This window comes from Streptomyces sp. RLB3-17, from assembly GCF_007113425.2.
GTDB lineage: Bacteria > Actinomycetota > Actinomycetes > Streptomycetales > Streptomycetaceae > Streptomyces > Streptomyces mirabilis_D.
In genome coordinates, this window is sequence record NZ_CP041610.2 from 9,190,055 (window position 1) to 9,204,192 (window position 14,138).

Genomic DNA, 14,138 nt, shown 5'->3' on the forward strand with positions numbered 1-14,138 from the left:
CCATGAGCACCACCAGAAGGACCCTGCTCGGCGCGGCGCTCGGCGGCGCCGGCGGAGCCGCGGTCGGCATCCCGGCGACGGCCACCGCCGCCCACGCCGCCTCCTGGCAGCTGAAGTGGTCGCCGTCGGCGAGCGGCGACAAGCTCGGCGCCTTCGAGACGATCGAGGACGACCGCGCCGACTCGCACCCCGCGGGCCGGCCGCACATCTTCGCCACCGGCGACAACTGGCGCTTCAACATGCACACCGTCGACCGCGACACCTCCACCGACCGTCAGCGCCAGGAGGTCACCGGGCTGCGTACGAGCGCCGGCAGCTATCTCAAGTGGACCGCCGGGCAGACCTGGCGGCTCACGTACTCGATGTACATCCCGAGCTCGCTGAAGGCGACCACGACCTTCACGCACATCATGCAGATGAAGCAGCCGGGCACCGGCACCTCGCCGATCGTCGTGCAGTCACTGCGCCGGGTGAACGGCGTGCAGACCATCGAACTGAAGCTCGCCATCGACGACATCCTCATCGGCCGCACGGACCTGGATCCGCTGCACGACAAGTGGACGGACGTCGATTTCCAGATCAAGGTCGGTGACGGCACGTCGGGCTCGGTCCGCTGGATCCTCAAGAGCGGCTCGACCACGATCATCGACAAGTCCAGGACGGGCGTCGACACCCTCCTCGCCGACCGGGTGCGCCCCAAGTGGGGCATCTACCGGTCCCTCGGCGACACCTCCGGGTCCCTGCAGGACTGCTACCTGCTGCTGACCAACCTGCGCGGCTACCAACTGGTATGAGGAGCCGTTCCATGAAACCCCCCATGAGAAAACGGAGTTGGGCGGCGAGCGTCTTCTTCGCCTTCGCCGTCGTACTCGGCCTGACCCACCCCGAGGCCCTCGCGGCCCCCCGAACCGCCACCCCACCCACGTCCACCACGGCGCCCATGTCCACCACCGCGCCCCACGCCGCCGTCTTCGACGTCCACGACTACGGAGCCAAGGGCGACGGCTCCACCAACGACACCCCCGCCATCAACAAGGCCATCACCGCCGCCAACGCGGCGGGCGGCGGCACCGTCCGCTTCCCCGCCGGCCAGTACAAGTCCAAGAACACCATCCACATGAAGAGCGAGGTCACTCTTCAAGTGGACAAGGGCGCGACGATCCAGGGCTCCAGCGCGGACACCTACGACCCGCCCGAGGCCAACCCCAACGACGCCTACCAGGACTACGGGCACAGCCACTTCCACAACGCGATGATCTACGGCGACCGGCTGACACACATCGGCTTCGTCGGTGAGGGCGTCATCGACGGCCTCGGCAACCTCATCACCGGCAACCCCAAGTCCGGCGAGGCCGACAAGATCCTCTCGCTGACCCGCTGTGACGGCCTGCGCCTCGGCGACGGCCTCACCCTGCGGCGCGGCGGCCACTTCGCGGCCCTCATCAACGGCTGTACGAACGTCACCTCGGACCACCTGACCATCGACACCGCGAGCGACCGCGACGGCTGGAACATCATCAGTACGACCAACGTCACGGTCACGAACGCGAACATCAAGGCCAACGACGACGCCCTCGTCTTCAAGAGCGACTACGCGCTCGGCGCCAAGCTCCCCAACGGCCATGTCCGGGTGAGTGATTCGTATCTGTCGGCGGTGTGCTGCAACGCCCTGATGTTCGGGTCCGAGACCTGCGGAGACTTCTCCGACTACCAGTTCGCCAAGATCCGCATCGAGGGCTCCAACAAGTCAGGGCTCGGCATGGTCTCCATGGACGGCGCGAAGATCTTCGACGTCCACTACCGCGACATCACCATGACCGGCGTCCACTCGCCGATCATGCAGAAGATCGGTACCCGGAAGCGCTGCGGCAACAGTCCCGGCGTCGGCTCGATCAGCGACGTCACGTACGACAACATCACGGCGACCGGGGTGAGTCCGTCCTTCAGCCCGACGCTGTGGGGCGAGAGCGGCCACCGGATCAACGGGGTCACCTTCACCAACGTCGACATCACCGTCCCCGGCGGCAACGGCACCATGTCCACCGCCGTGCCGAGCAACGACCCGGGCGACTACAACCCGAAGGCCATCGGCACGCGGCCCGCCTACGGCTGGTACGTCCACAACGCCGACAACATCACCTTCACGGACAGCTCGGTGAAGTACGCGGCCGACGACGGACGTCCGGCCGTCATCGCGAACGCCGCGAACGGGATCAGGTTCACCCGGTTCACGGCCCAGCGGGGGAGCAACTCTCCCCATGACATGGGCTTCCAGAACGTCACCGGCTACTGCCTGACGGACAGTCACAACACCTCGGGCGGCGCGTTGAGGGTTTCCGCCGGCGGCTCCAGTGAGAACTGCGCTATGCCGGCCAAGAGCACGGCGATGGCGACCACGGCCGTGCAGCGGCCGCACACAGGTGGGAAACCGCTCGACCTCGAAAACCCCCGTCAGGCCTTCCTGCGCGGCTCCGTCGGCGGACTCTTCCTGCACTGGGGCGAACGCACCGCCCCCGCCCACACCAGTTGCACCGCCTGGGAGAACGACGTCACCAACGGTGGCTGGACTCCGGACTACTGGGTGAACGAGGCCCAGAAACTGCACACCCAGTACCTCGTCCTCGCCACCTTCCACAGCCGCCTCGGTTACGCCCGCCCCTGGCCCTCGAAGATCCCCGGCAGCTGCTCCACCAAGCGGGACTTCCTCGGCGAACTCATCACCGCCGCCAAGGCCAAGGGCCTCAAGGTCATCCTCTACATGACCGACGACCCCCAGTGGCACAACGAGGGCGGCCACGAGTGGCTCGACTCGGCCGCGTACTCCGCCTACAAGGGCACGGACGTCGACCTCACCACCCGTGACGGCTTCGGCCGCTTCAGCTACGACAACTTCTTCGAGGTCATGGACCGCTATCCGGACCTCGGCGGCTTCTGGATCGACAACGACAACGCGTACTGGGAGAGCCACGACCTCTACGCGCAGATCCAGCAGAAGCGTCCGAACTACACGCTCAGCAACAACAACGAAGACACGCCGATCATGGACATGATCAGCAATGAGCAGAAGACGGGCATGACCCCGTCCTACGACTACCCCCAGGCCGTCTACACGGCCCAGCCCCGCCTCACCGAAGCCGACTTCAAGCTGCCGTCGAGCGGAGCGTGGTGGTACGACGGCTCCAACCCCTCCGTCGACAAGATGCTCACCCTCGGTCGGCTGATCACCAACGCGGGTTCCTCCGTGAAGGCCCTGATGGCCGAGACCGCGCAGGTCAACGGCAAGTTCCCGACGAACCAGGAGGCCTTCAACAACTTCGCCAACTCCTATCTCGGCCCCATCTGGCAGTCCCTGCACGGCACCGAGGGCGGCGGCTACATGTACGGCGGCCTCAAGCCCGGCTTCTGGAACGACGGAGCCCACGGTGTCACCACGGTCAGCAAGACCGACCCCGACCTGCAGTACATCCACGTACTGACCCCGCCCAGCACCAGCACCCTGCGCATCCGCGACAACGGCTACCGCATCGCCTCCGTCACCAACCTCCGTACAGGAGCGGCTGTTTCGTGGTCCCAGTCGGGCGGCGTGCTCACCCTGACCGGCCTGGCGAACTGGGACCCCTACGACACCGTCTTCAAGGTCACCACGGCCGGCCGCCAGGGCATCGCGTCCGGCGTCACGATGTCCGCGAGCGCCTCGGCGAGCGGTCACGGCGCGGCGGCCGCGGGCGACGGCGACTACCTCACCTACTGGGACAGCAACAAGACGCTGCCCGTCAACCTCACCTTCGACCTCGGCAGCGCGAGGAAGGTCCAGTACATCGGCCTCAACCAGCGCGAGGACTCCGTCGCCTACGCGCGCTCCGACACCGAGCAGTCCGCACGTATCAAGGACTACAAGGTGTTTCTCAGCAACGACGGGTCCACCTGGGGCAGCGCGGTCAAGACCGGTCAGCTCGCCGGTCGGCGGGGCATCCAGGGAATCGACCTGACCGCCGCCAACGCCCGATACGTACGCCTCGAAGTGGACACCACCTGGGCCGCGTCCACCGACACCACCCGCTACAAGCGGCTGCGGATCGACGAGGCCTGGATCGGCACGTCGTACGCCACCCCGGCGGCCACCGTCAACACGTACTCGGACAACGGCCAGGCCCTGCGCCCCGCCATGGGCTGGAGCAGCTGGAGCTTCGTGCGCCGCTGGCCGACCGAGGCGAAGATCAAGGCGCAGGCCGACGCGCTCGTCGCGAGCGGGCTCAAGGACCACGGCTTCGTGTACATCAACCTCGACGACTTCTGGCAGAAGTGCGACGCGAACGGATTCGTCGTCGACTCCTACGGACGCTGGACCGTCGACACCGCCAAATTCCCCGCCGGGATCAAGGCGCTGGCCGACTACATCCACTCCAAGGGGCTCAAGTTCGGCTTCTACGTGACGCCGGGCATCGCCAAGAACGCCGTCACCAGGAACACACCGATCGAGGGGACCTCATACCACGCGGCCGACATCGCGGACACCTCGAAGACCGAGAAGAACTACAACTGCAAGAACATGTACTACATCGATTACGGGAAGCCGGGCGCCCAGGAGTTCGTGAACTCGTGGGCCAAGCAGTTCGCCTCCTGGGGAGTCGACTACCTGAAGATCGACGGGGTGGGCAGCGCCGACATCCCCGACGTCCAGGCCTGGGACAAGGCGCTGCGCGCCACCGGCCGGCCCATCACCTTCGCCCTCTCCAACAACCTGCCGATCGCGGGCGCCTCCACCTGGAAGTCACTGGCGAACAGCTGGCGCACCCAGGGCGACGTCGAGTGCTACTGCGGCTCGGGCGCGAACGGCAGCGGCTATCCGCTGACCGACTGGTCGCACGTCTCCGCCCGCTTCACCTCGGCGGCCAACTGGCAGCAGTACGCGGGCCCGGGGGGCTGGAACGACCTGGACTCGCTGGAGATCGGCAACGGCGACCAGGCGGGCCTCACCGCCGACCAGCGCCGCTCGCACTTCACCCTGTGGGCGATGGCGGGCGCGCCCCTGCTCCTCGGCACGGACCTGACGAACCTCGACTCCGTCGACAAACCGATGCTCACGAACGACCGGCTCATCGGTGTCGACCAGGACGGCGTCGCCGCGAAACGGATCGTGAACAGCGGCGTCAAGCAGGTCTGGAGCAAGAAGGAGAGCGACGGTGAGTACGTCGTCGCCCTTTTCAACACCGGCACGTCCGGCAACACCACGGTCGGTGTGAACTGGTCGCAGGTCGGCTTCACCGGCTCCGGTGACGTCACGGACCTGTGGTCGGGCTCCCACAAGGGCACGATCGCCGACTCGTACAGCGCGACCCTGCGCCCCGGGGAGACGCGCCTGATCCGGGTGAAACCGGTGAGCGCCGCCCTGAAGACCGCCGCGGCCTCACCCGGCATGGCGGTGGCACCCTACGAGTACCTCGGCTGGGGCAGCCCGCAGAACCCGACCTCGGTCATGTCGGCCACCGGGGTGAAGTGGTTCACGCTCGCGTTCGTCCTCTCCGACGGCTCCTGCAACCCGAAGTGGGACGGCTCGCGCCCGCTGACCGGTGGCAACGACCAGTCGAAGATCAACGCGATCCGCGCGGCCGGCGGTGACGTCGTCGTCTCCGTCGGCGGCTGGAGCGGCGCCAAACTCGGCGAGAAGTGCTCCAGCGCCTCGGCGCTCGCGGGCGCCTACCAGAAGGTCGTCAACGCCTACGGCCTCAAGGTCATCGACATCGACATCGAGAACACCGAGTGGAGCAACGCCACCGTCAGACAACGGGTGATCGACGCGCTGAAGATCGTGAAGGCCGGCCACCCCGGGCTCAAGACGATCATCACCTTCGGCACGACGACCAGCGGCCCGGACTCCACCGGCGTCGACATGATCAAGCGCGGCGCCGCCTCGGGCCTCGCGAACGACATCTGGTGCATCATGCCGTTCGACTTCGGCGGCGGCACCACGAACATGGGCACGCTCACCACCCAGGCCATGGAGGGCCTCAAGGCACGGGTCAAGTCGGCTTATGGATACAGCGACGCGACGGCGTACGCGCACATCGGCCTGTCGTCCATGAACGGCAAGACCGACGACTCCGGTGAACTGGTCCGCGTCGCCGACTTCAAGACCATGCTCGCCTACGCCCAGCAGCACCACATCGGGCGCCTCACCTACTGGTCCGTGAACCGCGACCGGGCCTGCGGCTCCGGCTCCGACGGTGACTCCTGCAGCGGCGTGTCGCAGCAGCCGTACGACTACCTCAAGGTCTTCGCCCAGTACACGGGCTGAGGGGACGAACCCATGAAACTCAACAGAACGCTGCCCTGGTGCCTCTCGCTCGTCCTGGCCGTGCCGCTCGTCGCACTGACCGGCACGGCGGCGCAGGCGGCCACCGACTACCAGGCCGAGGACGCCACGATCTCGCAGGGCGCCGTCGCCACCAACCACACCGGCTACACGGGCACCGGCTTCGTCGACTACACCAACATCACCGGCTCCTACGTGGAGTTCACGGTGAGCGCGGCCACGGCCGGCACCTCCTCGCTGGCCCTGCGCTACGCCAACGGCACGACCGTCGACCGCCCGATGGACCTCTCCGTCAACGGTACGGTCGTCGCCTCCGGTGTCTCCTTCCCGGCCACCACCGACTGGAACACCTGGGCGACGAAGAGTGTGAACGTCCCGCTCGACGCGGGTTCCAACAAGATCCGCGCGACCGCCACCACGGCGAACGGCGGCCCCAACCTCGACCGCGTCAGCGTCGGTACCGCCGCCGACACCCAGGCACCCTCGCGGCCGGGCCAGCCGAGCTGCTCGGCCATCGGCGAGGACGGCCTCACCCTTTCCTGGGGTGCCTCCACGGACAACGTCGGCGTGGCCGCGTACGACCTCTACGAGCACGGCAACAAGCTCGGCGAGGCGGCCGGTGACGCGACCTCCAAGGTGCTCACCGGCCTGAGTCCGAACACCACCTACAACCTCACCGTCATCGCCCGCGACGCCGCCGGCAACGCCTCCCAGGCCAGCCCGGTCGTCGACTGCACGACTCGGCCCAGCTCCGACACCACCCCGCCAGGCAAACCCGGCACCCTCACCTCCTCGAACGTCACGGCCACCAGCGCCGACCTGAGCTGGGGCGCCTCGACCGACGACAAGGCGGTCGTCGGCTACGACGTACGCAGCGACACGACGGTCTACAAGAGCGTCACCGGTACGTCGACCACGCTCACCGGGCTCGCCTGCAACAGCCCGTACACGCTGAACGTGGTGGCGCGCGACGCGGCCGGCAACGTGTCGCCGCAGAGCAACACGGTCACCTTCACGACCAAGGCCTGTGCCACCGACGGCGGGGTCCCCTCGTCCATCGGGACCGTCTCCAGCGGCTGGACGATCCCCTGGGGCACGTACTGGATGCCCGACGGGCAGACGGCGCTGGTCACCGAGCGGGACGACTTCCGGGTCTGGAAGGTCACCAAGGACGGCACGAGGACCCAGGTCGGCACCGTGCCGAACGCCGTCACCACGAACGGCGAGGGCGGACTGCTGGGCGTGGCCGTCGACCCGAAGTGGGCCACCAACCACTACGTGTACTTCATGCACACGGCCTCCGAGGGCAACCGCGTCGTCCGCATGACCTACGACGGCAGCTCCCTCACCGACTACACGATCCTCCTCCAGGGCATCAAGAAGAACCGCTACCACAACGGCGGACGCCTCGCCTTCGGCCCCGACGGCTATCTGTACGTCTCCACCGGCGAGGCCCAGACACCCGACCTGGCCCAGGACAAGACGTCGTTGAACGGCAAGATCCTGCGGATGACGACGGATGGCAAGGCCGCCCCCGGCAACCCGTTCGGCAACTACGTCTACAGCTACGGGCACCGCAACCCGCAGGGCCTCGCCTTCGACCGCAACGGCCGCCTGTGGGAGGCGGAGTTCGGCAACAGCTCCAAGGACGAACTCAATCTCATCAAACCGGGTGCCAACTACGGCTGGCCGACCTGTGAGGGCAGCTGCAGCGTCTCCGGGATGACCAACCCGAAGGCGACCTGGAACGTCTCCGAGGCGTCACCCAGCGGCATCGCGATCGTCCGCAACGTCGTCTACATGGCGTCCCTGCGCGGCGAACGGCTGTGGCGCATCCCCATCACCGGCGACACGGAGAACGTCGGCACGCCGACGGCGTACTACGTCGGCACCTACGGCCGCCTGCGTACGGTCACCAAGGTGCCCGGCGCCGACCAGCTCTGGCTCTCCACCACCAACTGCGACAACAACGGAGGAGCGGCGGACGGCTCGGACAAGATCTTCAAGGTGAGCATCAACTAGTCGAGGTGAGCATCAACTGGCCGGACGGAGGCGTCGCAGCGGGCTCAGGCCCGGTACAACGCCTCCACCTCCGTCGCGTACGCGTTCTCGATCGCCTTCCGCTTCAACTTAAGCGACGGCGTCAGCAGCCCGTGCTCCTCGGTGAACTGGTTGGCCAGTATCCGGAACGTACGGATCGACTCGGCCTGCGAGACCAGGGTGTTCGCGGCGACCACCGCCCGCCGCACCTCGGTCTCCAGGTCCGGGTCGCGCACCAGGTCGGACGGGGACAGCCGCGTCTTGCCCCGCATCTGCAGCCAGTGTTCGACGGCCTCGGAGTCGAGGGTGACGAGCGCCGCGATGTACGGCCGGTCGTTGCCGACCACGATGCACTGCGCGACCAGCGGATGGTCACGCACGCGCTCCTCCAGGACGCCCGGCGAGACGCTCTTGCCGCCGGAGGTCACCAGGATCTCCTTCTTGCGCCCGGTGATGGTGAGAAAGCCGTCCTCATCGAGGGCGCCGAGGTCGCCGGTGGCCAGCCAGCCGTCGTGCAGGGTGGCGTCGGTGGCCTTGGGGTCGTTCAGATAGCCCTGGAAGATGTTGTCGCCGTGCAGCCAGATCTCGCCGTCGTCCGCGATGTGCACGGTCGTGCCCGGAATGGCCTGGCCGACCGTCCCGTACCGGGTCCGCTCGGGCGGGGTGACGACCGCGGCGGCGGTGGTCTCGGTGAGCCCGTATCCCTCGTAGATCTGGATGCCCGCGCCGGCGAAGAACAGCCCGAGCCGACGGTCCATAGCGGAGCCGCCCGACACCGCGTGTCTGACCCGGCCGCCCATGGCGGCGCGCATCTTGGTGTAGACGACCTTGTCGAAGAACTGGTGCTGCATCCGCAGGCTCGCCGACGGCCCGGCGCCGATCCCCCACGCCTTCGCCTCGATCGCGTCCGCGTAGCGGACCGCGACCTCCACGGCCTTCTCGAAGGCTCCGGACTTTCCGTCCTTCTCGGCCTTGCGGCGGGCCGCGTTGAAGACCTTCTCGAAGATGTACGGCACCGCCAGGATGAACGTCGGCTGGAACGCGGCCAGGTCGGGCAGCAGCACGGCGGCATGCATCTGAGGCTGATGGCCCAGCTTGACCTTCCCGAGGACTCCCGCGACCTGGACCATCCGCCCGAAGACATGCGCGAGCGGCAGGAACAGGAGTGTGGACGCCTGGTTGTCGCGCTTGGAGGTGAAGATCGGTTCCATGAGCCCGATGACCGTGCTCGCCTCGGCCATGAAGTTGGCGTGCGAGATGACGCAGCCCTTGGGGCGGCCCGTGGTGCCCGAGGTGTAGATGATCGTCGCGATCGACTCGGGGGTGACGGCGCGCCGGTGCCGGTGCACCACCTCGTCGTCGATGCTCGCACCGGCCTCAAAGAGCTCCTGCACCGCGCCCGAGTCCAGTTGCCAGAGCTTGTGCAGCTGGGGCAGCCGGTCGATCACTGTGGCGATGGTCATAGCGTGGTCCTCGTGCTCGACCACCGCGGCCGACACCTGCGCGTCGTGCAGCATCCAGAAGACCTGCTCGGCCGAGGACGTCGAGTACATGGGGACGACCTGGGCGCCGATGGTCCACAACGCGTAGTCGAAGAGTGTCCATTCGTAGCGGGTACGGGACATGATCGCGACCCGGTCGCCGAATCGGATTCCCTGGGCGAGCAGTCCCTTGGCAAGCGCGAGGACCTCGTCACGGAACTCGGCGGCCGTCACATCGCGCCACTGTTCGTTCTCGTCCTTGCGGCCGAACGCGGCCCGCAGCGGGTCCTCCTGGGCATGGTCGAAGACGACGTCGGCCAGGCCGCCCACCGGCGGCGCCGACGCCAACGGAGGGTTGGTGAACTCGCGCAATCCCGCTCCTAGTGGCGCTCCGCACAGCGCCGTGAAAGCTACCCCACCACGCCGTCGGGCGGGAGGGGTGCCGGAACAGGGGTCGGCCGAGGGTGGGTGCGGCATACGCACTGGTCAGCCGAGAAAATGCCCGCACATGGGGAAGGGCCGGACAGAATCCCTTACGGTTCCGTAGGTTTCGGTCCCGTAATCTCCACGGAATCTGTACGACCCTCCTACGGGGTGCGGGGCGCCGAATACCGGACACGGGATCTCCGATTCCGTGCTGTGCGGCTACCGCCGGAGCCGGTCCCGGTGGCTCCGGAACCGGCTCCGCCGGTGTCATGACCGGGCCCTCACCGGTGTCATGCGCGGGACGCCGTCGCCCGCTTCGCCGGTGCCTCGGCCGTGTCCGTCACAGCGCGTGGCGTCCGCACCAACACCAGTACCAGCGCACCGGCGACCATCCCCGTCACGCCCGCCGCCACCGACGCCGAGTCGAGCCCCGAGGCGAACGCGGCCCGCAGGGCGTGTTCGGAGAGCGAGCCGCGCAGTGCCCCGGCGCCGCCGCCGGCCAGGGTGTGGGCCGCGTCGTGCGAGAGCGTGTCCTGCATGCGGGAGGTCAGCACCGTGCCGAAGACGGCGACCCCGAGCGCGTACCCCAGCTGGCGGACCGTGTTCACCGCGCCGCCCGCCATGCCCGCCCGCTCCGGCGGTACGGCGGCGAGCGCGGCGCCCGCGATGGCGGGGGACACCAGGCCCGTGCCGACGCCGACCAGGACGAGGCCCGGCACCAGCACCGTCCAGCTCGTACCCGCGTCCAGCACGGCCTGGCAGAACGCGCCCGAGCCGACCAGGAGCAGCCCGCCGCCTATCGTCAGCCGCACCGGAACCCCGTGGAGCAGCTTCCCCGCGAGGATCGCGACCACCATCGTCGCGCCGGTCAGCGGGAGCAGGGTGAGGCCGCCGCGCACCGGGCTCATGCCCAGCACGGTCTGCATCCAGATGGACAGGTACGGGATCACACCGAATGCCACCCCGTTGAAGGCGAGCGCGCCCGCCATCACGCCCACGAACGCGGGCTTGCGCAGCAGCGACAGGTCCAGGAGCGGGTGGGCGACCCGCCGCTCGACGAGGACGAACGCGACCAGCGCCAGCGCCGCCGTCCCGAACGATCCCGTCACCGCCCCCGACGTCCAGCCGTCCGCCCCGGCCCGCACCACCCCGTACGTCGTCGCCCCCGCGAAGCAGGCGAAGGCGACCGTGCCCGCCCAGTCGATGCGCATCCCCCGCGGTCCGCGCGACTCCGGCACCACCCGCAGCGTCAGCCACACCGACGCCACGCTCACCGGCAGGTTCACGAAGAAGATCCACCGCCAGCCCGGCCCCTCGGTGAGCAGGCCGCCGAGCACCGGCCCGACCGCCGCGGCGCCGCCGCTGACCGCGCCCCACACCCCGAGCGCCGTCGACCGCTGCCGCCCCTGGTAGACCGAGCCGAGCAGCGGCAGGGTCGTCGCGAACATCGCCGCCGCGCCCACCCCCTGCAGCCCACGCGCGGCCACCAGCATCCCGGGCCCGGACGCGAGCCCGCACAGCAGCGACGCCACCGCGAACAGCACCACGCCCGCCACGTGCACCCGGCGCCGTCCCAGAATGTCGGCGGCGGCCCCCACTCCCAGCAGCAGCGCGGCGAGCGCGAGCGCGTACCCGTCGATCACCCACTGCAGATCACTCAGCGACGCGTGCAGCGCCCGTGCCATGTCCGGCAGCGCGACGACCGCGATCGTCACGTCCAGCAACAACATGAACGTCCCCAGGCACACCGCCGTGAGCGGCCCCCAATTACGCATGTCCTCAACTCCTCCAGAACCCCGTGCCGCGGATGCGCAAGCCTCCGTACGATGAGCTCCCGATGGGTGATCGCGGCGGCCTCGGGCACCAGATCGCCGGAATCCGACAAGGACGGCCCCCATGGAGATGGAATCCCACACCTTCGACACGCTCGATCTGCAACTGCTGGCCGCGCTGGAACTGGACGCCCGCGCGCCTTTCAGCCGGATCGCGGCGGTGCTGGGTGTCTCCGACCAGACGATCGCGCGCCGCTTCCGCAGGCTCTCCGCCGAGGGCGGCCTGCGGGTGGTCGCGGTGCGCGACGCCGAACGGCTCGGCCAGAGCCAGTGGATGCTACGGCTGCGCTGCGCGCCCGACAGCGCGGAGACGATCGCGGAGGCGCTGGCCAAGCGGCCGGACACCGCGTGGATCGGACTGGCCTCGGGCGGCACCGAGGTGGTCTGCATGACCCGGCCGCGCAGCCCCGGTGACCACGACGACCTGTTGCTCGGAAAGTTGCCGCGCACCCCGAGCATCATGGAGATCCGCGCCCACCAGATCCTGAACCGCTTCTTCGGCGGACCGACGGGCTGGGTCAGCAGGTTCGTCGCGCTGACGGACGAGCAGATCGCCGCGCTGCGGCCGCGACTTCCCGACCCCTCGCGGCCGGCCCGGATCGACCCCGAGGACGAGCCGCTGGTCGCCGCGCTCGAACGCGACGGACGCGCCACCTATCCGGAACTCCAGCGCGCCACCGGCCGTTCCGAGTCCGTCGTCAAGCGCCGCCTCGCCGCCCTGCTCGCCTCCGGCGCCGTGTACGTCGACGTCGAGTACCACTCCGAGACCCTCGGCTTCGCCTGCGCCGCCGTCCTGTGGATCACCGCGGCCCCGGCGGCCCTGCACTCCGTCGGAGAGGCCCTCGCCACTCACGACGAGGTCGCCTTCGCCGCGGCGACGGCCGGCCCCTCCAACATCGTCGTCACCGCCGTCGCCCGTGACACGGCGGGCCTCTACGCCTACCTGAGCGGCCGCCTCGGCACCCTCGAAGGGGTCCAGCACATCGAGACGACCCCGTTCCTGCGCCGCATCAAGCAACTCACGTACGCGAGACCGGCCCGCTAGCCCCGCCGCCCCTGAGCAGCCGGTCCCCGCCGCCCAGGATCGCGGCCGCGAGGGCGTCCGCCGCGCCCTGTGCGGACGTACGCCGCTGTCCGTGCACCAGGACGAAGTCGACCTCGCCCAGTTCCGGCAGGCCCGCGCGGTCCGGGACGCGGACGAGGCCGGGAGGGATCAGTCCGCGCGAGTGGGCCATCACGCCGAGGCCCGCGCGGGCCGCCGCGACGAGGGCGTTCAGGCTGCCGCTGGTGCAGGCGATGCGCCACGCGCGGCCCTGGCGCTCCAGGGCTTCGAAGGCGAGGGCGCGGGTGATGCCCGGGGGCGGATAGACGATCAGGGGGACCGGGCGGTCGGGGTCGAGCCGCAGGCGTTCCGCGCCGATCCACACCAGGCGGTCGTGCCAGACCAGCTCGCCGCGCGGATCCTCGGGCCGCCGCTTCGCCAGCACCAGGTCCAGCCTGCCCGCCGTGAGCTGTTCGTGCAGCGTGCCGGACAGCTCGACCGTCAGCTCCAGGTCCACCTCCGGATGGTCGTACCGGAAGCCCTCCAGGATCTCCGGGAGCCGGGTCAGTACGAAGTCCTCGGAGGCGCCGAAGCGCAGCCGGCCGCGCAGGCGGGTGCCCGTGAAGAAGGCGGTCGCCTGCTCGTGCACCGCCAGGATGCGGCGCGCGAAGCCGAGCATCGCCTCGCCGTCCTCGGTGAGCTCCACGGAGTGCGTGTCCCGTGAGAACAGCTGCCGTCCCACCGCGTCCTCCAGGCGGCGCACGTGCTGGCTGACGGTGGACTGGCGCAGCCCGAGCCGTCGTGCGGCCTGCGTGAAGCTCAGGGTCTGGGCCACCGCCAGGAAGGTACGCAGTTGGGAGGGGTCGTACACACCTCCCACGTTATCGCGATTCGCGATGACAGTCAGAACGGTATGACGGATTCCCGATCGCGGGCCGGAAGAGGACGATGGAGAGGGCACGACCCGCCCCGGGACCACCCTTGCCCGGGCCGCCCCGTACGAC

General features: G+C 69.1%; 7 protein-coding genes. 4 read left to right on the plus strand and 3 right to left on the minus strand.

The features are described from left to right. Window positions 1–2 precede the first annotated feature (2 nt). From FNV62_RS41240 to FNV62_RS41250, 3 genes are read left to right on the plus strand one after another with little or no spacing between them, the layout of a single operon-like run. A complete protein-coding gene (locus FNV62_RS41240; RefSeq protein WP_144315982.1) occupies window positions 3–794 on the plus strand; it encodes a Tat pathway signal sequence domain protein in 792 nt (263 codons plus the stop codon). 11 nt (window positions 795–805) lie between these two features. After that, window positions 806–6,295, plus strand: a complete 5,490-nt coding sequence (locus FNV62_RS41245; protein WP_144315983.1) for a glycosyl hydrolase family 28 protein — start codon at window positions 806–808, stop codon at window positions 6,293–6,295. 12 nt (window positions 6,296–6,307) lie between these two features. After that, complete coding sequence (locus tag FNV62_RS41250; protein ID WP_143656215.1) at window positions 6,308–8,335, plus strand: PQQ-dependent sugar dehydrogenase; 2,028 nt, start codon at window positions 6,308–6,310, stop codon at window positions 8,333–8,335. Between the two features lie 44 nt (window positions 8,336–8,379). On the opposite strand, the gene FNV62_RS41255 is transcribed toward FNV62_RS41250, so the two are convergent. Both FNV62_RS41255 and FNV62_RS41260 read right to left on the minus strand, forming a co-directional pair. Continuing rightward, complete coding sequence (locus tag FNV62_RS41255) at window positions 8,380–10,206, minus strand: AMP-dependent synthetase/ligase (RefSeq protein ID WP_143603469.1); 1,827 nt, start codon at window positions 10,204–10,206, stop codon at window positions 8,380–8,382. A 344-nt stretch (window positions 10,207–10,550) separates the two neighbouring features. Beyond that, entirely contained in the window at window positions 10,551–12,035 is a 1,485-nt protein-coding gene (locus tag FNV62_RS41260; RefSeq protein ID WP_144315984.1) for an MFS transporter, read from the minus strand. Window positions 12,036–12,156: 121 nt separating this feature from the next. Between FNV62_RS41260 and FNV62_RS41265 the strand changes: the two genes are divergently transcribed. Further along, complete coding sequence (locus FNV62_RS41265; RefSeq protein ID WP_143656217.1) at window positions 12,157–13,137, plus strand: Lrp/AsnC family transcriptional regulator; 981 nt, start codon at window positions 12,157–12,159, stop codon at window positions 13,135–13,137. Here the strand turns inward: FNV62_RS41265 and FNV62_RS41270 are convergent. Next, window positions 13,112–14,005: a LysR substrate-binding domain-containing protein gene (locus FNV62_RS41270; RefSeq protein WP_060900999.1), complete on the minus strand. Its 894-nt coding sequence runs from the start codon at window positions 14,003–14,005 to the stop codon at window positions 13,112–13,114. The two genes, FNV62_RS41265 and FNV62_RS41270, sit on opposite strands and share 26 nt — an antisense overlap. Between the last annotated feature and the right edge of the window lie 133 nt (window positions 14,006–14,138).

Bases quoted from the DNA above. Each gene is read 5' to 3' on its own strand.
- FNV62_RS41240 (WP_144315982.1), top strand. From the start codon at position 3: ATGAGCACCACCAGAAGGACCCTGCTCGGCGCGGCGCTCGGCGGCGCC.
- FNV62_RS41245 (WP_144315983.1), top strand. From the start codon at position 806: ATGAAACCCCCCATGAGAAAACGGAGTTGGGCGGCGAGCGTCTTCTTC.
- FNV62_RS41250 (WP_143656215.1), top strand. From the start codon at position 6,308: ATGAAACTCAACAGAACGCTGCCCTGGTGCCTCTCGCTCGTCCTGGCC.
- FNV62_RS41260 (WP_144315984.1), bottom strand. From the start codon at position 12,035: ATGCGTAATTGGGGGCCGCTCACGGCGGTGTGCCTGGGGACGTTCATG.
- FNV62_RS41265 (WP_143656217.1), top strand. From the start codon at position 12,157: ATGGAGATGGAATCCCACACCTTCGACACGCTCGATCTGCAACTGCTG.